The 23659-nt window shown below is 72.0% G+C and carries 26 protein-coding genes, 1 pseudogene and 1 riboswitch; of the genes and pseudogenes, 11 read left to right on the top strand and 16 right to left on the bottom strand.

Annotation, left to right across the window (positions count from 1 at the left end):
• Window position 1: 1 nt before the first annotated feature.
• Genes ACFY3J_RS14575 through ACFY3J_RS14590 form a run of 4 tightly spaced genes read right to left on the bottom strand, consistent with a single transcriptional unit; the run spans window position 2 to window position 4050 of the window.
• Window positions 2-1207, bottom strand: a complete 1206-nt coding sequence (locus ACFY3J_RS14575) for a sensor histidine kinase (protein ID WP_384181586.1) — start codon at window positions 1205-1207, stop codon at window positions 2-4.
• A complete protein-coding gene (locus ACFY3J_RS14580) occupies window positions 1204-2916 on the bottom strand; it encodes a cation acetate symporter (RefSeq protein WP_384181588.1) in 1713 nt (570 codons plus the stop codon). Before ACFY3J_RS14580 ends, ACFY3J_RS14575 begins: the two co-directional genes overlap by 4 nt.
• A 5-nt stretch (window positions 2917-2921) precedes the next feature.
• Window positions 2922-3281: a hypothetical protein gene (locus ACFY3J_RS14585; protein ID WP_225079055.1), complete on the bottom strand. Its 360-nt coding sequence runs from the start codon at window positions 3279-3281 to the stop codon at window positions 2922-2924.
• 13 nt (window positions 3282-3294) lie between these two features.
• On the bottom strand, window positions 3295-4050 hold the full coding sequence (locus ACFY3J_RS14590) for a LytR/AlgR family response regulator transcription factor (RefSeq protein ID WP_384181590.1): 756 nt from the start codon (window positions 4048-4050) through the stop codon (window positions 3295-3297).
• Window positions 4051-4127: 77 nt separating this feature from the next.
• On the opposite strand from ACFY3J_RS14590, the gene ACFY3J_RS14595 reads away from it, so the two are divergent.
• From ACFY3J_RS14595 to ACFY3J_RS14610, 4 genes are all read left to right on the top strand, one after another.
• Window positions 4128-4631, top strand: coding sequence for an Lrp/AsnC family transcriptional regulator (locus tag ACFY3J_RS14595; RefSeq protein WP_225079057.1), 504 nt, complete (start codon window positions 4128-4130; stop codon window positions 4629-4631).
• A gap of 122 nt (window positions 4632-4753) precedes the next feature.
• A complete protein-coding gene (gene ddaH, locus ACFY3J_RS14600; RefSeq protein ID WP_384181593.1) occupies window positions 4754-5572 on the top strand; it encodes a dimethylargininase in 819 nt (272 codons plus the stop codon).
• Window positions 5572-6792 (top strand): ornithine--oxo-acid transaminase, encoded by a 1221-nt coding sequence (gene rocD, locus ACFY3J_RS14605; RefSeq protein ID WP_384181595.1) that lies wholly within the window; start codon window positions 5572-5574, stop codon window positions 6790-6792. Before ddaH ends, rocD begins: the two co-directional genes overlap by 1 nt.
• A 220-nt stretch (window positions 6793-7012) precedes the next feature.
• Window positions 7013-7315: a hypothetical protein gene (locus ACFY3J_RS14610; RefSeq protein WP_141363173.1), complete on the top strand. Its 303-nt coding sequence runs from the start codon at window positions 7013-7015 to the stop codon at window positions 7313-7315.
• A gap of 116 nt (window positions 7316-7431) precedes the next feature.
• On the opposite strand, the gene ACFY3J_RS14615 is transcribed toward ACFY3J_RS14610, so the two are convergent.
• From ACFY3J_RS14615 to ACFY3J_RS14635, 5 genes are all read right to left on the bottom strand, one after another.
• Window positions 7432-8055, bottom strand: a complete 624-nt coding sequence (locus ACFY3J_RS14615) for a DedA family protein (protein ID WP_384181597.1) — start codon at window positions 8053-8055, stop codon at window positions 7432-7434.
• Window positions 8056-8148: 93 nt separating this feature from the next.
• Window positions 8149-8871 carry an aspartate/glutamate racemase family protein gene (locus ACFY3J_RS14620; protein ID WP_390840979.1) on the bottom strand — a complete coding sequence of 241 codons (723 nt, stop codon included), beginning with the start codon at window positions 8869-8871 and terminating at the stop codon, window positions 8149-8151.
• 113 nt (window positions 8872-8984) lie between these two features.
• The gene (locus ACFY3J_RS14625) at window positions 8985-9998 is read right to left on the bottom strand and encodes an ornithine cyclodeaminase family protein (RefSeq protein WP_384181599.1); all 1014 of its coding nucleotides are present in this window, start codon (window positions 9996-9998) and stop codon (window positions 8985-8987) included.
• Window positions 9995-10909, bottom strand: a complete 915-nt coding sequence (locus ACFY3J_RS14630; protein ID WP_384181601.1) for an ABC transporter substrate-binding protein — start codon at window positions 10907-10909, stop codon at window positions 9995-9997. Before ACFY3J_RS14630 ends, ACFY3J_RS14625 begins: the two co-directional genes overlap by 4 nt.
• Before the next feature lie 100 nt (window positions 10910-11009).
• Entirely contained in the window at window positions 11010-11141 is a 132-nt protein-coding gene (locus ACFY3J_RS14635; protein WP_384181603.1) for a hypothetical protein, read from the bottom strand.
• A gap of 6 nt (window positions 11142-11147) precedes the next feature.
• Between ACFY3J_RS14635 and ACFY3J_RS14640 the strand changes: the two genes are divergently transcribed.
• Window positions 11148-11807, top strand: coding sequence for a FadR/GntR family transcriptional regulator (locus ACFY3J_RS14640; RefSeq protein WP_390840980.1), 660 nt, complete (start codon window positions 11148-11150; stop codon window positions 11805-11807).
• A gap of 7 nt (window positions 11808-11814) precedes the next feature.
• Here the strand turns inward: ACFY3J_RS14640 and ACFY3J_RS14645 are convergent, their stop codons facing one another.
• The 3 genes from ACFY3J_RS14645 to ACFY3J_RS14655 all read right to left on the bottom strand — a co-directional run bounded on the left by ACFY3J_RS14645 (window position 11815) and on the right by ACFY3J_RS14655 (window position 16020).
• Window positions 11815-14235: a SpoIIE family protein phosphatase gene (locus ACFY3J_RS14645; protein WP_384181607.1), complete on the bottom strand. Its 2421-nt coding sequence runs from the start codon at window positions 14233-14235 to the stop codon at window positions 11815-11817.
• A 233-nt stretch (window positions 14236-14468) separates the two neighbouring features.
• Entirely contained in the window at window positions 14469-15098 is a 630-nt protein-coding gene (locus tag ACFY3J_RS14650) for a FadR/GntR family transcriptional regulator (RefSeq protein WP_390840981.1), read from the bottom strand.
• A 271-nt stretch (window positions 15099-15369) separates the two neighbouring features.
• Complete coding sequence (locus ACFY3J_RS14655) at window positions 15370-16020, bottom strand: GntR family transcriptional regulator (protein WP_384181611.1); 651 nt, start codon at window positions 16018-16020, stop codon at window positions 15370-15372.
• Window positions 16021-16221: 201 nt separating this feature from the next.
• Between ACFY3J_RS14655 and ACFY3J_RS14660 the strand changes: the two genes are divergently transcribed.
• Complete coding sequence (locus ACFY3J_RS14660; RefSeq protein ID WP_384181613.1) at window positions 16222-16944, top strand: lysophospholipid acyltransferase family protein; 723 nt, start codon at window positions 16222-16224, stop codon at window positions 16942-16944.
• Window positions 16945-17022: 78 nt separating this feature from the next.
• Here the strand turns inward: ACFY3J_RS14660 and ACFY3J_RS14665 are convergent, their stop codons facing one another.
• From ACFY3J_RS14665 to ACFY3J_RS14675, 3 genes are all read right to left on the bottom strand, one after another.
• On the bottom strand, window positions 17023-18621 hold the full coding sequence (locus tag ACFY3J_RS14665) for an alpha/beta hydrolase (protein ID WP_384181615.1): 1599 nt from the start codon (window positions 18619-18621) through the stop codon (window positions 17023-17025).
• A 325-nt stretch (window positions 18622-18946) separates the two neighbouring features.
• Window positions 18947-19225, bottom strand: coding sequence for a type II toxin-antitoxin system Phd/YefM family antitoxin (locus ACFY3J_RS14670; protein WP_384181617.1), 279 nt, complete (start codon window positions 19223-19225; stop codon window positions 18947-18949).
• 31 nt (window positions 19226-19256) lie between these two features.
• On the bottom strand, window positions 19257-19616 hold the full coding sequence (locus tag ACFY3J_RS14675) for an ANTAR domain-containing protein (protein ID WP_384181619.1): 360 nt from the start codon (window positions 19614-19616) through the stop codon (window positions 19257-19259).
• Between the two features lie 183 nt (window positions 19617-19799).
• Between ACFY3J_RS14675 and ACFY3J_RS14680 the strand changes: the two genes are divergently transcribed.
• The 3 genes and pseudogenes from ACFY3J_RS14680 (at window position 19800) to ACFY3J_RS14690 (ending at window position 21780) form a co-directional block, all read left to right on the top strand.
• Window positions 19800-20435: an ATP-dependent Clp protease proteolytic subunit gene (locus ACFY3J_RS14680; RefSeq protein WP_384181621.1), complete on the top strand. Its 636-nt coding sequence runs from the start codon at window positions 19800-19802 to the stop codon at window positions 20433-20435.
• 7 nt (window positions 20436-20442) lie between these two features.
• Window positions 20443-20750 (top strand): annotated as a pseudogene (locus ACFY3J_RS14685) (hypothetical protein).
• A 339-nt stretch (window positions 20751-21089) separates the two neighbouring features.
• Window positions 21090-21303, top strand: a riboswitch (cyclic di-AMP (ydaO/yuaA leader).
• 3 nt (window positions 21304-21306) lie between these two features.
• Window positions 21307-21780: a C40 family peptidase gene (locus ACFY3J_RS14690; RefSeq protein WP_384181623.1), complete on the top strand. Its 474-nt coding sequence runs from the start codon at window positions 21307-21309 to the stop codon at window positions 21778-21780.
• A 58-nt stretch (window positions 21781-21838) separates the two neighbouring features.
• On the opposite strand, the gene ACFY3J_RS14695 is transcribed toward ACFY3J_RS14690, so the two are convergent.
• Entirely contained in the window at window positions 21839-22294 is a 456-nt protein-coding gene (locus ACFY3J_RS14695; protein WP_384181625.1) for an ATP-binding protein, read from the bottom strand.
• Between the two features lie 227 nt (window positions 22295-22521).
• Here ACFY3J_RS14695 and ACFY3J_RS14700 point away from each other — a divergent pair, with 227 nt between their 5' ends.
• Both ACFY3J_RS14700 and ACFY3J_RS14705 read left to right on the top strand, forming a co-directional pair.
• On the top strand, window positions 22522-23382 hold the full coding sequence (locus ACFY3J_RS14700; protein ID WP_384181627.1) for a helix-turn-helix domain-containing protein: 861 nt from the start codon (window positions 22522-22524) through the stop codon (window positions 23380-23382).
• Between the two features lie 34 nt (window positions 23383-23416).
• A complete protein-coding gene (locus ACFY3J_RS14705; RefSeq protein ID WP_384181629.1) occupies window positions 23417-23647 on the top strand; it encodes a DUF397 domain-containing protein in 231 nt (76 codons plus the stop codon).
• The last annotated feature ends 12 nt before the right edge of the window (window positions 23648-23659 follow it).

Consider the following 23659-nt stretch of genomic DNA (forward strand, 5'->3'; position numbering starts at 1 on the left):
ATCACTCCCCGGTGAGCCGCGTCGCCGAGTGGACGCCCGGCTGGTACTTCGGCAGCCGGGCGCTGATCTTCATGCCCGCACCCTGCGCGGTCTCGATGACCAGGCCGTGGTCGTCGCCGTAGACCTGCCGGAGCCGGTCGTCGACGTTGGACAGGCCGATGCCGCCGGAGGGGCTGTGCTCACCCGCGAGGATGCGGCGCAGCAGGCCGGGGTCCATGCCGGCGCCGTCGTCCTCGATGACGACCACCGCCTCGGCGCCCTCGTCGCGCGCGGTGATCCTGATGTGGCAGGTACCGGTCTTGCCCTCGAGGCCGTGCTTGACGGCGTTCTCCACCAGCGGTTGCAGGCACAGGAACGGCAGGGCGATGGGAAGCACCTCGGGCGCGATCTGGAGGGTGACCGACAGGCGGTCGCCGAAGCGGGCCCGTACGAGCGCCAGGTAGTGCTCGATGGCGTGGAGTTCGTCGGCGAGCGTGGTGAAGTCGCCGTGCCTGCGGAACGAGTAGCGGGTGAAGTCGGCGAACTCCAGCAGCAGGTCCCGCGCCCGCTCGGGGTCGGTGCGGACGAACGAGGCGATCACCGCGAGCGAGTTGAAGATGAAGTGCGGGGAGATCTGCGCGCGCAGGGCCTTGATCTCGGCCTCGATGAGCCGGGTGCGGGACCGGTCGAGGTCCGCGAGCTCCAGTTGCACGGAGACCCAGCGGGCGACCTCGGCCGCGGCGCGGGCCAGCACGGCCGACTCGCGGGGCGCGCAGGCGACGAGGGCGCCGTGGACGCGGTCGTCGACGGTGAGCGGGGTGACGACGGCCCAGCGCACCGGGCAGTCCGGCGTCCGGCAGGTGAGCCGGAAGGCCTCGCCGCGGCCGGTCTCCAGGGGCCCCGTGAGGCGTTCCATGATCTCGGTGCGGTGGTGGCCGCCCACGCCGTCCCAGGCGAGGACCCGCGCGTCGTCCGTGAGGCACAGGGCGTCGGTGCCGAGCAGGGAGCGCAGCCGGCGGGCCGACTTGCGGGCGGTCTCCTCCGTCAGCCCGGCCCGCAGCGGGGGTGCCGCGAGCGAGGCGGCGTGCAGGGTCTGGAAGGTGGCGTGCTCGACGGGGGTGCCGAGCCCGCCGAGGGTCTGCGGGCGGGCGGTGCGCCGGCCGAGCCAGTACCCGGCGGCGAGCAGCGGCAGCACGGCCACGCACAGTCCGGCGAGGAAGCCGCTCATCCCTTCACCTCCGCCCGCAGCTGCTCGGGCAGGTGGAACCGGGCCAGGACGGCCGCGGTGCCGGCCGGCACCCGGCCGGGCGTGGCCAGGGACACCAGCACCATGGTGAGGAAGCCCAGCGGCACCGACCACAGGGCGGGCCAGGCGAGCAGCGCGTGCAGCGGCCCGGTGCCCGGGAAGCCCGCCATGGTCACGGCGACGGCGACGAGAGCGGCGCCGCCGCCCGCCAGCATCCCGGCGGCCGCGCCGGGCGGGGTGAGCCGCCGCCACCAGATGCCGAGGACGAGCAGCGGGCAGAAGGAGGAGGCGGACACCGCGAAGGCGAGCCCGACGGCGTCGGCGACGGGCAGTCCGCCGACCAGGACGCTCGCCGCGAGCGGTACGGCCATGGCGAGCACGGTGCCGAGCCGGAAGTGGCGTACGCCGCGCGAGGGCAGCACGTCCTGGGTGAGCACCCCGGCCACCGCCATGGTCAGGCCGGAGGCGGTCGACAGGAACGCCGCGAACGCGCCGCCCGCGACCAGCGCGCCCAGCAGGTCCCCGCCGAGGCCGCCGATCACCCGGTCGGGCAGCAGCAGCACGGCGGCGTCCGCGCTCCCGGTGAGGGTGAGTTCGGGGGCGTAGAGGCGGCCGAGGGCGCCGTACACCGGGGGCAGCAGGTAGAAGGCGCCGATCAGGCCGAGCACGGCCACCGTGGTGCGGCGGGCGGCCACGCCATGCGGGCTGGTGTAGAAGCGGACGACGACGTGCGGCAGGCCCATGGTGCCGAGGAAGGTGGCGAGGATCAGCCCGTAGGTGGCGTACAGCGGGCGTTCCTCACGGCCCGCGGTCAGTGAGGTGGACATGCCGCCGCTGCCGCCGCGCTCGGCCACCGGGACCCGGGCACCCCGGGCGAAGGTGAGCCGGGTGCCGCCCTCGACGCGGTGCGTCCCGGCCGGCAGGCTCACCCGCCGCTCGTGGTGGGCGCGGCCGTCGACGGTGCCGGTCACGGTGACGGTCAGCGGGCTCTCCAGCCTGAGGTCGAGGGTTTCCGCGACGCGCACGGTGCGCTGCTCGCGGAAGGCGGCCGGCTCGTCGTAGGCGCGGCGTGGCGCCCCGTCCCCCTGCCAGGCGAGGACGAGGAAGAGGGCGGGGACGAGCAGTGCGGTCAGTTTCAGCCAGTACTGGAAGGCCTGGACGAAGGTGATGCTGCGCATCCCGCCCGCGGCGACGATGGCCACCACGACGACGGCGACGATCACTCCGCCGAGCGCGGCGGGCGCCCCGGTCAGTACCGCCAGGGTGAGTCCGGCTCCCTGGAGTTGCGGCAGCAGGTACAGCCAGCCGACGCCGACGACGAAGGCGCCCGCGAGCCGCCGCACGCCCTGGGAGGCGAGCCGGGCCTCGGCGAAGTCGGGCAGCGTGTAGGCCCCGGACCGGCGCAGCGGGGCGGCGACGAACAGGAGCAGGACCAGGTAGCCGGCCGTGTAGCCGACCGGGTACCACAGCATGTCGGCGCCCTGGACGAGGACCAGTCCGGCTATGCCCAGGAACGAGGCCGCGGAGAGGTACTCGCCGCTGATGGCGGCCGCGTTCAGGCGCGGGCCCACGGTGCGGGAGGCGACGTAGAAGTCGGAGGTGGTGCGGGAGATGCGCAGGCCGAAGGCGCCGACGAGGATGGTGGCCACCACGACGAGGGCGACGGCGGGGACGGTGTAGGCGGAGTTCACGGCGGTCAGCGGTCTCCGACGAGCCGTACGAAGTCGCGTTCGTTGCGCTCGGCGCGGCGCACGTACCAGCGGGCGAGGAGCACCAGCGGGGCGTAGAGGCCGAAGCCGAGGACCGCCCACTTCAGCCGGCGGGCGTCGGGGGCCGCGGCGAACACCAGCGGCAGCGGGCCGACGAGGAGCACGAGCACCGCGAACACCGTGAGGGCGGCCCGCAGTTGGCTGCGCATCAGGGAGCGGACGTAGGTGTGGCCGAGGGTGGTCTGCTCGTCGATCTCCGTGCGCGGACGGTAGTGGCCCGGGGCCCGGCGGGTGCGGCGGGGCGGCCCGGTGACGACGACACGGCGTTCGGTCGGGTCCTGCGGCATGACGTACGGCTCCCTAGCGCGCGGTCCGGCGTATCAGCAGCTCGCGCAGTTCCCGCGCGTGCCGTCGGCTGACCTGGAGTTCCTCGGTGCCGACCAGGACGCTCACGGTGCCCGCGTCCAGGCGGAGTTCACCGATGTGACGCAGGGCCACCAGGTACCGGCGGTGGATGCGGACGAAGCCGCGGGCGCGCCAGCGCTCCTCCAGGGTGGACAGCGGGATGCGCACGAGGTGGCTGCCCTTGCCGGTGTGCAGCCGGGCGTAGTCACCGTGCGCCTCGACGTGGGTGATGTCCTCGACGGCCACGAACCGGGTCACCCCGCCGAGTTCGACGGGCAGATGGTCGGGATCGGGCTCGCTGACGGGTATCCGCGGGGCGGCGCCGCGCAGTTGGGCGGCGCGGCGGACGGCCTCGGCGAGGCGTTCCTTGCGGACGGGCTTGAGCACGTAGTCGACGGCCTTGAGGTCGAAGGCCTGCACGGCGAAGTCCTCGTGGGCGGTGACGAACACGATCAGCGGCGGCTGGGCGAACCCGTTCAGCAGCCGGGCCAGGTCGAGGCCGTCGAGGCCCGGCATGTGGATGTCGAGGAAGACGACGTCGATCGCGTCGGGTCCGTCCGGGCCGGACTCCAGCGCCCGGTTGATACGGCGCAGCGCCTCGGTCGCGTCGCCTGCGCCCTCCACGCCGGCGATCCGGGGATCGGCGTTCAGGAGGTACAGCAGTTCCTCGAGCGAGGGGCGTTCGTCGTCGACGGCGAGGGCGCGCAGCATGAACGTGGAGTGTAGGGGCGAAAAGCACGCTGTGACATGTGCCGGGCAGCGGCGTCCGCGCTGGATACAGTGCCGCCATGAACAGCAGGCAGGCACCGTTCGACGAACTCGACCGGAAGATCCTCACCGCTCTGATGGCGAACGCCCGCAGCAGTTTCGCCGAGATCGGCGCCGCCATCGGCCTGTCCGCGACGGCCGTCAAGCGGCGCGTGGACCGGCTGCGCGAGAGCGGCGTGATCACCGGGTTCACGGCCACGGTGAAGCCTGTGGCGCTGGGCTGGCGCACGGAGGCGTACGTCGAGGTGTACTGCGAGGGCGCGGCTCCGCCACGGCGGCTGGCCGAGGTGGTGCGCCACCATCCGGAGATCACGGCGGCGATGACGGTGACCGGCGGCGCGGACGCGCTGCTGCACGTGCGGGCGCGGGACGTGGAGCACTTCGAGGAGGTGCTGGAACGCATCCGTACCGAGCCGTTCATCCGCAAGACGATCAGCGTGATGGTGCTGTCCCATCTGCTGCCGGACAGTCCTGAGGCGGGCGCCAGCCAGCCTGCCCCACAGGACGCAGCAGACGTGCGCTGAGCCCCGGATACACGCAGCATTGCTGCTCCAACGCGCAGCTTTTGTTTCTTGTCGTCCGTCTTCGCCACTTCCTACCTTTGAGTCAACCCCAGTCGACACCCAGGAAGCGGAGGGACCCCTCTGTGCCCGAAACCCGTGTGCCGCGCCGGCGGCGCTTCCTCGTCTGCGAACCCAGACACTTCGCCGTGCAGTACGCGATCAACCCCTGGATGCGTCCCGACGTCCCCGTGGACGCGTCCCTGGCCCAGGCGCAGTGGCACGAGCTGACGCGCCTCTACCGCGCCCACGGCCACACCGTCGACACCGTGGAGGCCGTGCCCGGCCTGCCCGACATGGTCTTCGCCGCCAACGCGGCGGTGGTCGTGGACGGCCGCGTCTTCGGCTCCCTCTTCCACGCGCCCGAGCGCCGTCCGGAGTCCCTTCCCTACGACACGTGGTTCAAGTCGGCCGGCTTCGACGTCTACCGTCCCGAGTCGGTGTGCGAGGGCGAGGGCGACTTCGTGCCTGCCGGCCGCTGGATCCTCGCCGGCACCGGCTTCCGCACCACCCGTGAGGCCCATCGGGAGGCACAGGAGTTCCTCGGCGCCCCGGTGATCGGCCTGACCCTGGTGGACCCGTACTTCTACCACCTGGACACGGCGCTGTTCGTCCTCGACGACGAGGGCGAGGGGAACATCGCGTACTACCCGGACGCGTTCTCGCCGGGCAGCCGCGAGGTGCTCGCCAGGCTGTACCCGGACGCGCTGATCGCCACCCGCGAGGACGCCATGTCCTTCGGTCTGAACTCCGTCTCGGACGGACACCACGTCTTCATCTCGCCCGGGGCCACGGCCCTGGCCGAGCAGCTCGCCGACCGCGGCTACGTCCCCGTCCCCGTCGACCTGTCCGAGTTCCACAAGGCCGGCGGCGGAATCAAGTGCTGCACCCAGGAGATCCGCTGATGACCGCACCTGCCCGTACCCGTACCTCCGCAGAGCTGATCCGGGCCGAGGAGCCGGTCCTCGCGCACAACTACCACCCGCTGCCCGTCGTCGTGGCCGGCGCCGAGGGCACCTGGGTGGAGGACGTCGAGGGGCGCCGCTACCTCGACATGCTGGCCGGTTACTCGGCGCTCAACTTCGGTCACCGCCACCCCGTGCTGACCGAGGCCGCCCACCGCCAGCTCGACCGGCTCACCCTGACCTCGCGGGCGTTCCACAACGACCGCCTCGCCGAGTTCGCCGAGCGGCTGGCGGCGCTGACGGGGCAGGACATGGTGCTGCCGATGAACACCGGCGCGGAGGCGGTGGAGAGCGGCATCAAGGTCGCCCGCAAGTGGGCGTACGAGGTCAAGGGCGTCCCGGCCGACCGGGCGACGATCGTGGTCGCGGCGGACAACTTCCACGGCCGTACGACGACGATCGTCAGCTTCTCGACGGACGAGACGGCACGGTCGGGCTTCGGGCCGTTCACTCCGGGTTTCAAGATCGTCCCGTACAACGATCTGGCGGCCCTGGAGGCGGCGATCGACGAGACGACGGCGGCGGTGCTGATCGAGCCGATCCAGGGCGAGGCCGGCGTGCTCATCCCCGACGACGGCTACCTCGCCGGCGTACGGGAGCTGACCCGCCGGGCGGGCTGCCTGTTCGTCGCGGACGAGATCCAGTCGGGCCTCGGCCGCACCGGGCGCACCCTCGCCGTCGAGCACGAGGACGTCGTCCCGGACGTCCTGCTGCTGGGCAAGGCCCTCGGCGGCGGCATCGTGCCGGTGTCCGCGGTCGTCGGGTCCCGGGAGGTGCTCGGGGTCCTGCGGCCCGGTGAGCACGGGTCGACGTTCGGCGGCAACCCGCTGGCCGCGGCGGTCGGCACGGCGGTGGTCGGGCTCCTGGAGACGGGCGAGTTCCAGCACCGGGCGGCGGAGCTGGGCAAGGTGCTGCACGAGGGGCTCCTCCAGCTGGTCGGCCGGGGTGTCGTCGGCTTCCGCTCACGGGGCCTGTGGGCGGGCGTGGACGTGGATCCGGCGATCGGCACCGGGCGGGAGATCGGCGAGCGCCTGATGCGGGAGGGTGTCCTGGCCAAGGACACCCACGGTTCCACGATCCGGCTGGCGCCGCCGCTGACCATCACCGAGGAGGAGCTGCGCTCGGCCCTCGCCTCACTGGAGAAGGTGCTGGCCGCCTGAGGCGGAGACCAGCACCGGCCGCACACCGCCGGAGGCCTTCCGGCGGTGTGCGGCGTCCCGGTTCGGGCGCCGTCGCAGCCGAGGACGCCGGCCGCGTCGCCCGGCCGGTGGTGGACCGGCCGGTCGTGGGCTGGCCGGTCGTGGGCTGGCCGGTCGTGGGCTGGTCGGTGGTGGGTTGGGTACCCGCTTCGATGAGTGACTTCTTGAGGAGATGACTCCCATGCTGCTCATCGGCCTGCTCCTCCTTGCGGCGACGGCCGCCTTCACCGGCCTGGTCATCGCCGACAACCTGTCCGGCGGCCCGCACTACCCGGTGTCGGTGCTCGGCAACCACATCGCCACCATGAACACGCTCGAGGTCTTCAGCGCCGGTCTCGCCCTCGCCCTGCTCTTCTGCCTGGGCGCGAGCCTCCTGACCGGCGCCGCGACGCACCATCGGCACGCGCACCGGGCCCCGCGCCACTACGGCGGCGGGCGGGACACCGGTTCGCTGAACGAGCCCACAGGCCGGGACGGCCGCTGACGCCCACGGCCGCCGCACCCGTAAGGCCGGTGCCGGTAGTGGGCGTGCGCGCCCGTGGGGAGCACATGTGTCCACGGGCCGGCGGGTGTGTCCGTGCCCCGTGGACAGCATGCGTGTCAGTCCTCGCGCCGCCTGCGCCGCAGCAGGTGCCGCACGATCAGCGCGACGACGAGGACCCCGAGTGCCACGAGCACGTAAAACTCGTAGCGGCGGATCTCGTCGTAGACGGTGTCGATGTGCTTGCCCGCGGCGTAGGCGAGGGTCACCCACAGGCCGACCCACAGCGCCGCGCCGAGCGCGTTGAAGGCGAGGAAGCGGAGCCAGTGCATGCCCGTGGTGCCGGCGATGATGCCGTTGGCCTGGCGCAGGCCCTCGATGAACCGGGCCACCACGACGATCTTGCCGCCGTGCCGGCCGAAGAACCGCTCGGCCGCCGCGAACCGCTCCGGCGTCAGGAAGATGTACCGGCCCCAGCGGTGCACGAAGGGGCGTCCGCCGAAGTGGCCGACGAGGTAGCCGATGTTGTCCCCGAGGACGGCCGCGGCGAACGCGATCAGGGCCACGGCCACGACGTCGAGCTGCCCGGCCCCGGCGTACACCCCGGCCGCGATCAGGATCGTCTCACCCGGGGCGGGAACGCCGAAGTCCTCCACGAGGACCACGGCGCCGACGGCCCAGTAGCCGTAGTGGCTGAGCAGCGGTGCCAGGTGCGCCAGCGGACCCGGAAGCGGAGGGGCCATGCCCACACCGTACGACGGCGCGTGAACGGTCACCGGCAGACACGGCAACGCGCCGCCGCGTACTTCCGGCACTCGGAGGCGCCCCGCGACCCGTTACCGCACGATCGGCCAGCCCGTCACGGTCTTGGGCCTCGGCGGTGCGTAGCTGCGCACCTTGCTGGTGCTGAGGCCGAGCCGGACGAGCCCTTCGGCCAGGGTGACCGCGGCGGCGACACCGTCGACGACGGGGACGCCCGTGGCGGCACTGATCTTCTGGTCGAGCTCGGCCATACCGCCGCAGCCCAGGCAGATCACCTCCGCCCGGTCCTCGTCGACGGCCCTGCGGGCCTCCGCCACGATCGCGTCGGCCGCGCGCGCCGGATCCGCCTCCAGCTCCAGCACGGGCAGCCCGGAGGCCCGCACCGAGGCACACCGCTCGTTCAGCCCGGCCAGCAGCAGCCGGTCCTGGATCTGCGGCACGGCCCGGTCCAGGGTGGTGACGACCGAGTACGTACGGCCGATCAGCATCGCGACCTGCGCCGCCGCCTCGGTGATGTCCACCACCGGGACGTCCAGCAGTTCCTGGAGTCCCTCCCGGCCGTGCTCGCCGTACCCGGCCTGGATCACCGCGTCGTAGGGCTCGTCGTAGCGGACGATCCGGTCCATCACGGCGACGGCGGCCAGGTAGCTCTCGAAGTTGCCCTCCACCGACTCCGGCCCGAACGCGGGGGTGAGCCCCACGATCTCGACGCCGGGGGAGGCGGAGGCCGCGGCCTGTGCACGGATCGTCTCGGTCATGGAGGCGGTCGTGTTCACATTGGCGATCAGTATGCGCATCTTGGTCCTTTTCTCCTTCGGCTTTTTGGTCGCCCGCGGCGCCGGCCGGCCCGTCGATCAGCGGGCCGGCCGGCCTGCGTGGGTGGGTGGGTTCCCGCCGGACCCCCAGCCGGTCAGGACAGGTGCACTTCGGTGCCGATGCCCTGGCGTCGGGCGGCGTCGACGACGAGCCGGGCCGCGGCCACGTCCTGGATGCCGACCCCGACCGAGTTGTAGAGCGTGATGTCGTCCTCGGAACGCCGCCCGGGGTCCCTGCCGGTGATGACGTCACCGAGTTCGGTGCGGAAGTGCTCCGGGGTGATCGCCCCTTCCCGCACCGGGATCAGCACCTCACCGGACTCGTGGGACGACACCGAGAAACTGTCGACCACGACACGGCTGCGGACGATGCCCGCCGTGTCGATCTCCCGGTGATCCGGCCGCGGCGGAGCCCCGACCGCGTTGACGTGCAGGCCCGGACCGAACCACTCCCCCCGCACCACCGGCACACGCGACGGCGTCAGCGTGCACAGCACCTCCGCCGCGCGCACCACCTGCTCCGGATCGTCGGCGACCTTGACCGCGTACCCCTGCCCGCGGGCGTGCTCGGCGAACGCCTCGACCGTGGCACGGGTCCGGCTCCACACCAGCACCTGGCCGATGTCCATCACCCGCGCCAGCGCGGCGAGATGGGCGCGGGCCTGCGCGCCGGCGCCGATCAGGCCGAGGACGCCCGCACCCTGGCGGGCCAGGTGCCGGGTGGCGACGGCCGACGCCGCCGCCGTGCGCAGCAGGGTGATCGGGGCGCCGTTGAGGACCGCCTCGCAGGTGCCGGTGTCGGGATCGATGAGTGTGATCACCGACTGCTGGACCGGCAGTCCCCGACCGGCGTTGGACGGGGTGTCGGTGAGGAGTTTGACCCCGGCACTGGACAGTGGGTCGACCGCGGCGACCATCGGCACCAGCAGTCCAGCCCCGCCGGGCAGTTCCATCGCGGACCGGTCGGGCTGACGCGCCGTGCCGGTCGACAGGGCCGCGTGCGCCTGCTCGACGACGTGCATCACCTCGCCCAGATCCAGCAGACTCGCGACCTGCTCCCGGTCCAGCACCAGCAGGGGTGCCCGGCCGGTACCCGTCTGGTCCGTCACGGCGTCACCTCGGCGGCGGCCTGGCCGGCGGGGCGGGCGTCGATCAGGTCCGCATACGGGACGGGGGCGTCCAGGAGGCCGTCCTCGGCGAGGATGCGCAGCCACTCGGCGTAGCCGTCCTGGCTGACGCGGATGTCGTCCCAGATGCCGCTGGCGCGCAGGTCGTCCACGACCGGGACCAGGACCTTGGTGTCCAGGGACGGCCACTCGCGGGCCAGCAGGCCGGCCAGTTCGTCGGCGTTGTGCGTCTTGAGCCAGTCGATCGAGCGCTGCAGCGCCCGGCAGAAGCGGAAGACGAGTTCGTCGTCCCGGTCCAGGACCGCCCGGGTGGTGTAGTAGACGCTGTTGGGCATCAGCCCGCCCGCCCGGTCGTAGCGGACCGCGATGTGGGCCAGCCCGCGGTGCTCGAGGAAGGCGGCGTTGACGGCGTCGGTGACCAGCGCGTCCCCCATGCCGCCCAGGAACAGCTCGGTGAGCATCGACCCGGACAGGTCCCGTACGAACCGCACCTTGGACATGTCCACACCGGCCTTGCGCATCAGCCCCGCGGTGTGCACATACGGCGCAGTGCCGCCCGCACCCGGGGCCAGCACGATCCTGCCCTCGAGGTCCGTCCACTCGAAGTCCGACACCGGCTCCCGCACCACCAGCGCCTTCGGGTTGCGGTGGTTCAGCTGTGCGAACGCCCGGTACTCACGGCCACGCCCGTGGTACATCGCCGGCACCCACAGCCCCCCGAGAACGACCTGGGCCTGCCCCTCCTCCAGATCGGCCAGCACCCGCGTCCAGTCGTCCGGAGCGCTACGGGAGAAGTCGATCCCCTCCTCCTCGTAGAAACCGAACTCCCGGGCAACGTACTCGGGCAGGTAGTTCGGCCAGTGCGAAGTAGCCGAGACATGCAGACGGTCCATCATCTCTCCTTGACATTTCTGACGGTGTTTCACATCAGGGTTGGTTGGTACGGGGTGCCGGACCGGCCGGGCGGGACGTTGCGCACGGCCGGTGGGCGGGTCAGGCGGCGGCCGGCGAAGAGGCCTCCACGTTGATGTCTTCGAGGGGGCGGCCGTGGGTTTCGGGGGCGAAGCGGACGGCGATGGCCATCACCCCGTACATCACGGCGGTCAGGACGAAGACAGCGACCACGCCGGCGTGGTCGAGCAGCAGGCCCGCGCCGATGGGCAGCTGCAGGCGGAGATCGAGAGCGGCCGCTGGGAGGTCGGCCGGCGGCTGCCGTCGGAGGGTGAGCTGGCCGAACGGCTCGGCCTCAGCCGCGTATCGGTGCGTGCCGCCGTCCACGGTCTGGCCCGGATGGGACTGCTCACCACCCGCCAGGGCGACGGCACCTACGTGGCCGCCAGGGACGCGACCGACGTCGCCCTACGACGCCGGCTCGACGACGCCCACGACGGCGACGTCCTCGAAGTCCGCCGCGGCCTGGACATCCTCGCCGCCGGACTCGCCGCCACCCGCCGCACCCCGCACGACATCACCGCCCTCGACGACGCGCTCACCCGACGCGCCGCGGCCGGAACCGCGGGCGACGAAGCCGCCTTCGTCGCCGCCGACGTCGACTTCCACCTCCACGTCGCCCGCGCGTCCCACAACGAACTCCTCGTCGAGCTCTACTCGACCTTCACCAGGGCACTGGCCGACAGCATCCGCGACGACCGCTGCCTGAACGTCTTCACCCAGGGACGGGACACCTGGCACAACACCCTCGCCGCGGCCATCGCCGAAGGCGACGCCGACAAAGCCACCACCGCCTCACTCGCCCTGCTGGAGAACGGCCCGGCGACGCGGGATCGCTGATGCCGCCTCACATCGGAATCATCGAGGAGAACATGAGCTGATCCGGACCGGGGCTGACCGCCTGTTCGGCCCAGATGGTCTTCCCCCGCTGGCTGTAACGGCTGCCCCAGCGGGTGCTGAGCTGGGCGACGAGGAACAGGCCCCGGCCTCCTTCGTCGGTGGTGTGGGCCCGGCGCAGGCGGGGCTGGGTGTTGCTCGGGTCGCTGACCTCGCAGACCAGGACGTCCTCGTGGATCAGCCGCAGCCCGATGGGGCCGCCGGCGTAGCGGACGGCGTTGGTGACCAGTTCGCTGACCATGAGCTCGGTGCTGAAGGCGATGTCGTCGAGCCCCCACGCGGCCAACTGACGGGTGGTGGCCACCCGGGCGTCGGACACGCTGGCGGGGTCCGCGGGGAACTCCCAGTCGGCGACGGACTCCGCGGGGACCACGCGGGTGCGGACGAGCAGCAGCGCGATGTCGTCCCTGGGCGGATGGTCGTCGAGGCCGGCGAGGAGCGCTCGGCCGATCTCGTCCAGCGGCCGGCCGGGACGGCAGTGGGCGGCGAGGCGCTCGGTCAGCCGTCGCAGTCCGGCGTCGGTGTCGCCGTCGTCGCCCTTGATCAGTCCGTCGGTGTACAGGACGAGGACACTGCCGGGCGCCAGATCGAGCGAGGCGGTCTCGAAGGGCATGCCGCCGACGCCCAGGGGCGGTCCGGGAGAGAGGTCCACGGGTCGGGCAGTGCCGTCGCAGGGGGAGACGACGGGCACCGGATGTCCGGCACTGGCGACGGTGCAGCGGTGGGCGACCGGATCGTAGAGGGCGTACAGGCAGGTGGCGCCGACGGTGTCCCGGTTCTCGGGGGCGGCCTCGCCCGCGAGTCGCTGCACCAGGTCGTCGAGGTGGGTGAGTAGTTCGTCGCAGTCGAATTCCAGGTCGGCCAGGGTCTGCACGGCGGTGCGCAGCCGGCCCATGGTGGCGGTGGCGTGCAGGCCGTGACCGATGACGTCGCCGACGACGAACGCGGCCCGCAGCGAGGGCAGCGAGAGGACGTCGAACCAGTCGCCGCTGATCTCCGCTCCGCCGCCCGCGGGCCGGTAGACGCCGACGGTCTCGGCAGCCGGCGTCTCGGTGGTCGCGCGTGGGAGGAGGCGCCTTTGGAGCGCGACGGCGGCACGGTGCTCCCGTGTGTAACGGCGGGCGTTGTCGACGCTGAGCGCGGCCCTGGACGCGATCTTCTTCAGCAGGTCCGCCTCGTCCTCGTCGAAGGGCTCCCCCTCCTCGTTGCGGCTGATCCCGACGACGCCGAGCACCGTGCCACGCGCGAACAGCGGTGCCACGGCGAGCCAACGCGCGTTCTCCGGCACCAGCAAGTCGATCAGGTGCGGCTCGCCGAACATGGCGCTGATCGTCTCGCTGTCGACGACGACGACGTCACCGCGCTGGACCGCGAGCAGGGTGGGCATGTCCGGTTGCCGGGGCGCCGCCGCGCCCTTCTGCAGCAGCCGGGAGGGCCACGTCCCGTCGGCCGAGGCGACCGCGACCCGCCGCCAGCTCAGCCAGGCGCCGCCGAGCACATTGGCGGGCTCGTCCCCCTCGATGACGGGGTCCGCCAGCTCCACCCAGGCAAGGTCCCCGAGCGCGGGGACGAGGACGTCGACCAGGTCCTGCGCGGTGCGCACGACGTCCAGTGAGCCACCGATGCGGGTGGAGGCGTGGCGCAGCAGGTCCAGGTGGTCGCGGGTCCGCTGCTGCTCGGAGATGTCGGTGACCAGCGTGACGACGCCCGCGGGCTCCCCCCGCGCGTCCTCCAGCCGGAAGGCGGACAGGGAGAGCGTCCGGTGCCCGGGGAGGAGCGGTGAGCGCACGTCCTGTGCTTCGCCGATCAGCGGCGTGCCCGTCTCCAGCACCCGGCGCAGGGCCGCCTTCGCGGCTTCGGTGTTCCTGGCGTTGGCCACCTCCCTCATCTTCACGCCGACGGCGCCGGGAGGTCCGCCGAGCGTCTCGAGGGTGATGTTGGTCCGGACGAGGGCCAGGTCCGTGTCGCGGAGGGTGACCCCCATCCGGGCCTGGGCGAAGAGCGCGCGCAGCAGGGACAGGCCCTGTTCCCGCTCGGTCGTGTCGGCCGCGGGGGCGGCCAGGGCCAGCAGCTCGGAGGATCCCTCCAGGCGCACGATCCGGAAGGCGACCTCCACGGCACGGCCCGAGCGGTGCCGCAACCGTGTCCGGCCGGCGGCCGGAAACCCGTCCGCCGCGAGCGCGCAGTGGTGGGGCTCGTCGGGGGCATCGGCGAGAAGTTCCCCGACCGGGCGGCCGCAGACGTGCGCGGCCGGGTGGCCCAGGAGGTCGGCCGCCGCGCGGGACCACCGCACGACGGTTCCGGCTTCGTCGAGCACGGCGGCTGCCACGGCGCCGAGGGCAAGGGCGCCGGCGGGGTCGAACCCGTTCATCTCGCTCCTCGCTGGCGGCCGAGCCGCCCGACAGGCTCGTCCCCATTATCGGCGATTTCGGACAGCCCGCGCCTCCGCTCCCCCGCCCGGCGCCCCGGGACGCGGTCGTCGTCGTCCCCGGACGCCCCGCACACGGCGTGGGGCCGGACCGGCAGGGCGCACGCCCCTTGCGGCCCCGGCCGCAACCGTCCGGAGGGCCGTCGTCAGCCGCCCTCAGATCGCCGCCGCGGCGCTCACACGTCCCCTTCGTCGCCGCCTTCGAGGATCGCCAGCGCCGCGCTGGTCGCGGCGACGGGGTCGCCGACGCTCACCGCCTCGAACAGAGCGCTGTGGAACAGGTCCTCGCCGGCCTCGTCCATGCACCGGCCGGCCTTGACGGTCTCCCGCAGGGCGTCGCTCATGTTCCGGTACAGGTCCCCGAGCAGTGGGTTGTGCGCGGCCTCCGCGACACAGACGTGGAAGTCGACGTCGGCGTCGGTGAACGCGTCCAGGTCGGCGGCCCGCCCCGCGGCGGTGCGCCGGTCCATGGCCTGACGGAGCGCGGTGAGGTCCTCCTCGGTGCGCGCGGTGGCGGCCAACCGGGCGGCGACGATGTCCAGGCCGCGCCGCACGTCGAGGATGTCGTCGGCCGTCACGCTGCCGAGGTGACGGCGGAGCGCGACCTGTGCCTCGTCGGTGGCGGTCACGTAGGTGCCGGCGCCCTGGCGGGTGCTCAGCAGTCCGGAGTGCACCAGCACGCGGACGGCTTCGCGGACCGAGAGCCGGCTCACGCCGAGAGACTCGGCCAGCTGGCCCTCCGGAGGGATCCGTTCGCCGACCCGCCAAGCGCCCCGGGCGATCTCCGCGCGTAGCTCACTGATCACCGTATCGACGATCGATACGCGCCCCACCGTTTCCATCCGACCCTCTTCTCGGTCATCTGACGACGTCAGAAGCCTAGGAAGCCCCAGAGTCCAGGTCCAGCCCCCGGCCCTGCCGCCGGGGTCTTCCGGCCACCCGCACGACTTCCGGCCACCCACATGTCTTCCGGCCCGGGGCCGGGCCGCCGCAGTCCCCGCCGGGCCGGCGCGTCGAGGACTCCGGGAAGAAGCGCCGGTTCCCGTCCGTCCGGCCGCCGCCGAGCGCGTCCTCAAGCTATCCCGGCACCTGCCTGCGGTGGTTCGCGGCCACGTCGCGGCTGGTGGCCAGGTGCTTCATGACCAGGTCCTCGACCCTCGGCACGTCCCGGTCCTCGATCGCCTCGTAGAGCGCCTCGTGCTCCTTCGCGACGGTGAGCAGGTCGTCGTGCTGGGCCAGCAGCCAGCGCATACGGCTGCGGAGAGTGGTCCCCAGCTCGTTCAGAAGCTCGTTGGCGGCCATCGACGTCACGGTCTCGTGGAAGTCGGCCGCGGCGCGCCGGGCCTTGACGGCGTCCCCCTGGCGCGCGGCTTCGAGCTCGGAGTCCAGGTCCGCGCGCAGCTTCTCCAGGCCGGAGCGGTTGCGCCGTTGAGCCGCGAGCCGGAACGTCAGCGTCTCCAGGGCGCAGCGAACCTCGTCGAGGTCGGAGATGTCGGTGGACGTGAACTCGCGTACGACGGCCCAGGTGCGCGGGCGCGGAGTGACCAGTCCCTCCGCCACCAGCGCCTTCAGAGCCTCGCGGACCGGGAGTCGGCTCACCCCGAGTTCGGCGGCGAGCTCCCGTTCGACGAGTTTGCTGCCGGGCTGACGGTCACCGTCGAGAATCTGGTCGCGCAACTGTCGCGTGACGCGTTCGGACTCGGACTCAAAACCCTCTGACCCTGGCATGGGCCTCATTCTCGCAGGTCCGCGCCACCCGTCTGCCGCATACCGGCACGTCCGTCCGGCACGGGGGCGACGGGTCAGCATGAGCACGGCCGAAGGCGGTTACAGATGACTACTGACGCACGTGGACCAATTCCGGGATCCTGCCCTTTACCTGGCAAAACACCGGTCTGAAGCCGAGCTGGTCGGAGTGAGGGGCGAACCGTGTTCTACTACCTGCTCAAATACGTTCTGCTGGGACCGCTGCTCAGATTGGTCTTCCGGCCCCGTATCGAGGGGCTGGAGCACGTGCCGGCCTCGGGAGCGGCCATCGTCGCGGGCAACCATCTGTCGTTCTCGGACCACTTCCTGATGCCCGCGATCCTCAAGCGGCGGATCACCTTCCTGGCCAAGGCCGAGTACTTCACGGGACCGGGCGTCAAGGGCCGGCTCACCGCGGCCTTCTTCCGCAGCGCGGGGCAGATCCCGGTGGACCGCTCGGGCAAGGAGGCCGGGCAGGCCGCGATCCGGGAGGGGCTCGGGGTGCTGCGCAAGGACGAGCTGCTCGGCATCTACCCGGAGGGCACCCGGTCGCACGACGGCCGCCTGTACAAGGGCAAGGTCGGCGTCGCGGTCATGGCGCTCAAGGCCGGGGTGCCGGTCGTCCCGTGCGCGATGATCGGCACGTTCGAGGCCCAGCCGCCCGGGAAGGTCGTCCCGCGCCCGCACCCGATCGTGATCCGCTTCGGCGAGCCGCTGGACTTCTCCCGCTACGCGGGCATGGAGAACGAGAAGGCGATCCTGCGCGCCGCCACCGACGAGATCATGTACGCCATCCTGTCGCTGTCCGAGCAGGAGTACGTCGACCAGTACGCGGCCGTGGCCAAGGCGGAGCAGTCCGAGGCGAAGGGGGACAGGCGCAGGTTCCCGCGCGCGCCGCTCACTTGACGCCCCGGGGCACGCCGTACGCGCGAGAGGGGCGGCCGGGCATCCCGGCCGCCCCTCGTCGTCACCTTCCGCCGGTCGCTACGGCTTCGGCGTGGCGTGCGGTGCGCAGGTCACGTCCGCCGCGTCGGCCTTGCCGGTGAGCAGGTAGGTGTCCACCCGGTCGTTGATGCACGGGTTGGCCAGGCCGGTGACGCCGTGGGAGCCCGCGTCCTTCTCGGTGATGAGGCGGGAGCCCTTGAAGCGCTTGTGCAGCTCGACGGCGCCCGCGTACGGGGTGGCGGCGTCCCGCGTGGACTGCACGATCAGCACCTGCGGCAGGCCCTTGCCGGTCTTCACGTCCACCGGGTTCTGCTGCTTGACCGGCCACGTGGCGCACGGCAGGTTCATCCACGCGTTGGCCCACGTCATGAACGGGGCGGTCTTGTGGAGCCTCGTGTTGTCCCGGTCCCACGTCTGCCAGTTGGTGGGCCACTTGGCGTCGGTGCACTCCACGGCGGTGTAGACGGCGTTGCCGTTCTCCGAGGAGATGTTGCCCGCGATGTCGGACATGTCCGGGGCGGCGGCGTCGATCAGCGCCTGGGTGTCACCGGCGACGTACTTGCTGAACACCCTCGCCACCGGCGCCCACGACGAGTCGTAGTAGGGCGCGCTCTGGAAGAAGGAGATCAGCTCGTTGGGGCCGACGACCCCGCCGATGGGGCTCTTCTTGGCGGTGGCGCGCAGCTTCAGCCACTGCTCCTGGACGGCGTCGCGGGTGGTGCCCAAGTGGTAGGTGGCGTCGTTCGCGGCGACCCAGTCCTGCCAGTCCTTCCAGCGGCCCTCGAAGGCGGTGTCCTGGTTCAGGTTGGCCTGGTACCAGATGTTCTCCCGCGCCGGGTTGACCACGCTGTCGACGACCATCCGGCGCACGTGGCCCGGGAACATGGTGCCGTAGACGGCGCCGAGGTAGGTGCCGTAGGAGACGCCGAGGAAGTTGAGCTTCTGCTCGCCGAGCGCGGCGCGGATGACGTCCAGGTCGCGGACCGTGTTCGCGGTGGTCATCGACTGGAGCATGGCGGCGCCGGTGCGCTCGTAGCAGCCCTGCGCGTACTCGCGGGCCAGCTTGCGCTGGATGCTCTTGTCCGCCTCGGAGTCGGGCACCGGGTCCATCCCGGAACCCTGGGCGAACTCCTGCGGGTCCGCGCAGGAGATGGGCGCCGAGTGGCCGACACCGCGCGGGTCGAAGCCGACGAAGTCGTAGGCCTTCGCGACGTTGGCCCAGATGACGTTCTTGTTGGTGACCCGGGTCGGGAAGCGCAGGCCCGAACCGCCGGGGCCGCCCGGGTTGTAGACGAGGGCGCCCTGGCGCTCCTCCTTGGTGCCGGTGTTGCCGATGCGGTCGACGGCCAGCTTGATCTGCTTGCCGTACGGGTCGGCGTAGTCGAGCGGCACCGAGACGTAACCGCACTGGATGGGCTTGACCAGCCCCCAGTCGGCGGGGCAGTCCTGCCAGTCGATGCCGGCCTTCGCGGCACGCTCCGCGGCGATCGCCGCGCCACGCGTCTCGCGGTCCTGGCCCTGGCCGTTGTTCGCGCCGGCTGCGGGCGTCGCCATGGCGCCGGCCATCAGGGTCGCCGTGACCAGCGCGCCGGCCGAACCGAGCGCCAGCGCACGGCTCTTGGGTCTCACGTCCCTCAAGTGGGACCTCCCCGTACATCGTTGCGAATTGGGTACGGGGATCCTTGCGGCTGTGAGGTCCCTGAGAACAGGGGGCGTTGACCTTCTTTGCCAATCCGATAAGCGGCGCGACGTGTCCCGCTGAGCGGAGTTCCGAGGGGCTCGGCAACGGCCCGGGGCGCCGGGGCCGTTCGCCACTCACCCGGCCGTCGGAGCGCGCCGCCTTGCGGCGTGACGGCGAAGCGGGGCCCCTCGCGGGACCCTCGGGCAATTCAACTGCCCCGTCGGGCAGTGCAGTTCAGACCCGCCGGCGACGCAGGACACGCGCCGCCCCGGGCCTCACCCGCTAGCGGGCCTCCGGCCCCCGATGGTCCGCCGTGATGCCGAAGCGCTGCTGCTCACGAGGGGCGGACGGAACGTCGCGGACCTGCGGGACGGCGCCGACCACCGGGTCCCCGGCAGGCTCCGCGAGCTGCTCGAGCCGTTCCAGGTCGGCGGCGGAGACCAGGGCGACGAGCGGCTTGCCGTGCCGCGTGACGACCACGCGCTCACCGCCGTACACCACCCGGTTGATCAGGTCGGCGAGCTCAGCCCGGGCTTGCGTCACCGGAATCTCGTAGGCCATACCCCCACCCTACGGGGCGTTCGCGCTGCTCTCAGGGCTGCGACCGCCCGCCGGAGAAGCGTGCGGAGTACCGCCCCAGCGCCCGCCTCAGCTGCTCCAGCTCGATGTCGGGCAGAGCACCGCCCTGCGCGAACTTCAGCACGTGCTCGGCCACCGTGCGCAGCTTGGTGTTCGACCGCTGGGAGACCTCCCGCAGGACCTGCCAGGCGTCCTCGGGCGGGATCCGCCCGAAGGTCACCACGGCGCCGATCGCCTGATCGATGACGGCATGCGAGGTCAGGGCCCGCTGGAGCTGATCGATCTCCTGGTGGAGCCGCTCGTGCTCCAGCACCAGATCTGCGGCGGAGAGCGGCGGGAGAGGGCGCCGCTCGGACATCGCGAAGAACACCATGGCCAGTCCCCTGGGTCGTCGAGCGCCCGTGCTTCCAGCTTCACCCCGCAGGACGCCGTGCACGACCCGGGACCGTTTCCGCGCCCGGCACGGGAGAGCCCTCCGCGACTTACGTACGTCCTGTACATTTTTCACAGAGACCGCTCCGACCGGAGCCGGCGCCGCCGCATCGAGGGGTGTGCCATGACGCGACCGTCCGCCCGCTGCGTCCTGCCCGAGTTCACCGAGATCACCAGCGCCGGCCGGCGATCCCTGGATCCGTACGCGAAACTGCTCGAGGAGCGGATCGTCCTCCTCGGCACACCGATCGACGACACCGCGGCGAACGACGTGATCGCACAGTTCCTCCACCTGGAGCACTGGACGCCCGACCGGGACATCTCGCTCTGCATCAACTCCCCCGGCGGCTCGTTCGGCGCGACGACGGCCGTCCACGACACGATGCGGTACGTGTGCTGCGACGTGGAGACGATCCGCCTGGGCCAGGCCGTCGCGTCCGCGGCGGTGCTGCCGGCCGCGGGCACCCCGGGCAAGCGGTACGCGCTGCCCGGCGCCCGCGTGGTCCTGCGGCAGCCGTCGCTGCCCGAGCCGGTCGAGGGCAAGGCGTCCGACCTGGCGATCCAGGCGGACGAGCTGACGCGGGTGCGCGCCCGCCTGGAGGAGCTGCCCGCGCGGAGCACCGGGCGGTCCGCGCGGCAGGTGCGGACCGACCTGGAGCGGGAGCAGGTGCTGGACGCACAAGAAGCCCTGAACTATGGACTGATTGACCGAATCGTCCCGAACCGCGGGGCCACGCGCACCGCGCCGGACGCGGGGTGAGCCGCCGATGCCACCACCCGAGCTGCCGCCCTTGCCGGCGCCGACCCGCGCCGAGGCGGAGCCGATCAACCGTTACCTGGAGGCGGCCGCCTGCTGGGCCGCGTCAACCCGGGACGACCCGGAGACACCTACCGGGCCCTGAGGGCCGCCCGGGCGCTCGTCGGCAGGGCGGCGGAGTTGCGCGACACCCTGGCGCTGACGCACCGGCGGGGCGAGACCGAGCTGCACGCGGACACTCCGGTCCGGGCCCTGCGGGTGCTGGACGGCGAGCGGCGCACGGCCCGCGTCACCCTGCCCCCCGACTGCGGAAGTTGACGTCATCCCCAGCCGCGGTCTCGGCGGGCAATGTGGCCCATCTGTCTGGACACGGGGTGAAATCGCCCCTAATGACCGACCGCCTTTCGGTGTAGGTTCAGCTCCCTTTTCGGGACCGCCGCAGTTGCGCAACGCGCCTCCCCGGATGGCGGAATGAGGTGTTCCGCTGCTGGTCCGGGGGTCGTCGCGGGAGGGGGAAGACGTTCGATCGCGAGGGTGTCCACCCGAACGGGCGCGTGGTGAGTAACAACACAAACACGCGGTTGCGTTGGGATTTTCGGACATCCGTAGGTGAAGATCCCTGTCTGACGACAAGCCCCCGCCACAACGGCGGGGCGGTCCGGGCGGACGCCGAGTCCTGCCGCCGCCCGGATGACCGGTCGACAGGAGTGGATCGGCAGGAGTGGAGGACCCAAGCACGACGGGTCGCCGGAACGGTCACGCCATGGCCGGTCCGAGCAGCCCTTGGGGTGAAGCCGCGGCAACGCGGCCGGGCAACTTCGCCAGCCCGAATCCGACAGGTCATCCTTCACAGGCGGCTGACGAAGGGTTGCGCATGACTGCGCTCAATCGTGTCCCGTCGCTGATGGCCCGGGCCGGCACGGCCTCGGCCCTGACCCTGGCCGCCGTGGGCGGCTCGATCGTGGTCCCGGGTGTGGCCTCCGAGGCCTCGGCCGTGACGACCGCGAACACGGCGCTGCGGATCGCAGCGTCCAAGCAGGGGTCGCCCTACCAGTGGGGCGCCACGGGGCCGCGGAGGTTCGACTGCTCCGGGCTCACGCTGTACTCGTTCAAGAGGGCGGGCAAGAAGCTGCCCCGCACGGCCGCACAGCAGTACAACAAGAGTCGGCACATCTCCGCGGGCAGTCGCCGAGCCGGGGACCTGGTGTTCTTCCACTCGGGCTCGAACGTCTACCACGTGGGCATCTACGCCGGCAAGGGCAAGATCTGGCACGCCCCGAAGACCGGGGACGTGGTGAAGCTCCAGAAGATCTGGACGAAGAGCGTCTGGTACGGCCGGGTGAGCTGACCCGGCCGCAGTGCGGTGCCGTGCGGTGACGGAGCTTCGACGTCGTCACCGCACGTTCCTACGGTTCCTGACCCGCGGCCGTCACCGGTCGGGCGGGAACCGTCCACGGCAGTTCGATGCAGACCGTCTTGCCGCCCTCCCGGGTCGGCCTCACGGTCAGTCTGCCACCGCACTCGGCGGTGAGCCACCGGATGATCACCATGCCCCGGCCGTTGTCCTGCTGGACGGCGGCCGGCAGGCGTTTCGGGAACCGGGGGTGGCTGTCGGTGACCCCGATACGCAGTCGTTCGTCACGCACGAGGACGAGGTCCACCGTGAAGGTGGGTGACTGCCCCAAAGTGTGCTGTACGGCGTTGGTGGCGAGTTCGGACACGATGAGCCGGACCGTCTCGGCGGTGTCCGTGGTCGGCGGCAGGCCCCACTCCGCGAGCGTGCCGGCCACATAGGCACGGGCCGCGCAGACCGAGGCGGGATCGCTCGGCAGAGTGACGGATGCTTCCAGATGGTCTGCCATGGCGACGTCGTCCCTTTCCCACGGGGCCGGAGTCCGACACTTGGCGGATGATTCGAGTACGGTCCCGCACTGGTGCTTCGCCGTCAGACTGCCATCACCTCTCCGGTCTCGGTGGCGATCCACCGAGATATGCATATATCTGTCGCTCGATGCGGTGAACTCTGCGACGACAGACCGTATCCGCAGCGGGTCGCATGGAGCGTTCAGAGGGAGCGAGGGAGTAGCCCATGCAGCACGGTCCCGAGGTGCGCCGCCGGAAGCTGGGCGCCGAACTGCGCGCGTTGCGCACCGGCGCGGGTCTCACCAGCGGTGAGGCGGCCCGCCTGGTCGGCTGGCACCAGTCGAAGGTCAGCCGGATCGAGACCGGCACCAGCGGGGTGAAACCGGCCGACGTGCGCTCGCTCCTGGACGCGTACGCGGTCCACGACGCCCAGCTGCGCGAGTTGCTCCTGGTGCTCGCGGGGCTGGACGACGGCGGCGACCGGCACCACTGGTGGCACGCCTATCGCGGAGTGCTGCCGCCGACCTACCGGGACTTCATCAGCCTGGAGTCGCAGGCGAGCGGGATGCGCACCCTGGAGACCTCGGTCGTCCCCGGACTGCTCCAGACGCCCGAGTACGCCCGCGCGGTCACCCGGGCCGCCGTGGACGGGCTCGACGAGGACCGGCTGGACGCGCTGGTGGAGGTGCGGCTGGCCCGCCAGGACGTGCTGCGCTCGCGGCCGCCGCTGGCGCTGGACGCGGTGCTGGACGAGGCGGTGCTGCGCCGGGAGGTGGGCGGGCCCGAGGTCATGAGGCGGCAGCTGGAGCGGCTGACGGAGGCGGCCCGGCTGCCCCAAGTACGACTCCAGGTGTTGCCGTTCGCCGCCGGCGCGCACATCGGCATCACCGGCCCTTTCGTTATCTTCTCATTTTCGAACGCTTCTGATCTGAACGTGGTGGTTCTCGACCACTTGACGAGTAGCCTCCACCTCGAGCGGAAAGAAGACCTAGAGGCCTACGCCGAGGCCTTCGACACCCTGCGGATCCACGCCCTCTCGCCCGAGGACTCGTTGGACTTCATCGCCGGGATACGCCAGACCCCCTGACGTCGCACAACCGCGTACCGCGTAAGGAGGCCCCATGTCCACTCCGCCTCGGCACGTACCTTCCAGTACCGATCTGCACGGCGTGCGCTGGCTGCGCAGCAGCTACAGCACGGGAGCCAACAACTGCGTCGAGACGAGCCGGCCCACCACGGGACCGTGGGCCGGGCTGCTCGCCGTGCGCGACTCCAAGGCCCCGGCCGGGCCCGCGCTGCTCTTCTCCCCCGCGAGCTGGGCGGTCTTCACGGCCGCGACACACCGCACCTGACGGGCAATCCGG

This window comes from Streptomyces sp. NPDC001231, from assembly GCF_042896885.1.
GTDB lineage: Bacteria > Actinomycetota > Actinomycetes > Streptomycetales > Streptomycetaceae > Streptomyces.

Bases quoted from the DNA above. Each gene is read 5' to 3' on its own strand.
- ACFY3J_RS14575 (WP_384181586.1), bottom strand. From the start codon at position 1,207: ATGAGCGGCTTCCTCGCCGGACTGTGCGTGGCCGTGCTGCCGCTGCTC.
- ACFY3J_RS14585 (WP_225079055.1), bottom strand. From the start codon at position 3,281: ATGCCGCAGGACCCGACCGAACGCCGTGTCGTCGTCACCGGGCCGCCC.
- ACFY3J_RS14590 (WP_384181590.1), bottom strand. From the start codon at position 4,050: ATGCTGCGCGCCCTCGCCGTCGACGACGAACGCCCCTCGCTCGAGGAA.
- ACFY3J_RS14595 (WP_225079057.1), top strand. From the start codon at position 4,128: ATGAACAGCAGGCAGGCACCGTTCGACGAACTCGACCGGAAGATCCTC.
- rocD (WP_384181595.1), top strand. From the start codon at position 5,572: ATGACCGCACCTGCCCGTACCCGTACCTCCGCAGAGCTGATCCGGGCC.
- ACFY3J_RS14610 (WP_141363173.1), top strand. From the start codon at position 7,013: ATGCTGCTCATCGGCCTGCTCCTCCTTGCGGCGACGGCCGCCTTCACC.
- ACFY3J_RS14615 (WP_384181597.1), bottom strand. From the start codon at position 8,055: ATGGCCCCTCCGCTTCCGGGTCCGCTGGCGCACCTGGCACCGCTGCTC.
- ACFY3J_RS14620 (WP_390840979.1), bottom strand. From the start codon at position 8,871: ATGCGCATACTGATCGCCAATGTGAACACGACCGCCTCCATGACCGAG.
- ACFY3J_RS14630 (WP_384181601.1), bottom strand. From the start codon at position 10,909: ATGGACCGTCTGCATGTCTCGGCTACTTCGCACTGGCCGAACTACCTG.
- ACFY3J_RS14645 (WP_384181607.1), bottom strand. From the start codon at position 14,235: ATGAACGGGTTCGACCCCGCCGGCGCCCTTGCCCTCGGCGCCGTGGCA.
- ACFY3J_RS14655 (WP_384181611.1), bottom strand. From the start codon at position 16,020: ATGCCAGGGTCAGAGGGTTTTGAGTCCGAGTCCGAACGCGTCACGCGA.
- ACFY3J_RS14670 (WP_384181617.1), bottom strand. From the start codon at position 19,225: ATGGCCTACGAGATTCCGGTGACGCAAGCCCGGGCTGAGCTCGCCGAC.
- ACFY3J_RS14675 (WP_384181619.1), bottom strand. From the start codon at position 19,616: ATGGTGTTCTTCGCGATGTCCGAGCGGCGCCCTCTCCCGCCGCTCTCC.
- ACFY3J_RS14680 (WP_384181621.1), top strand. From the start codon at position 19,800: ATGACGCGACCGTCCGCCCGCTGCGTCCTGCCCGAGTTCACCGAGATC.
- ACFY3J_RS14690 (WP_384181623.1), top strand. From the start codon at position 21,307: ATGACTGCGCTCAATCGTGTCCCGTCGCTGATGGCCCGGGCCGGCACG.
- ACFY3J_RS14695 (WP_384181625.1), bottom strand. From the start codon at position 22,294: ATGGCAGACCATCTGGAAGCATCCGTCACTCTGCCGAGCGATCCCGCC.
- ACFY3J_RS14700 (WP_384181627.1), top strand. From the start codon at position 22,522: ATGCAGCACGGTCCCGAGGTGCGCCGCCGGAAGCTGGGCGCCGAACTG.
- ACFY3J_RS14705 (WP_384181629.1), top strand. From the start codon at position 23,417: ATGTCCACTCCGCCTCGGCACGTACCTTCCAGTACCGATCTGCACGGC.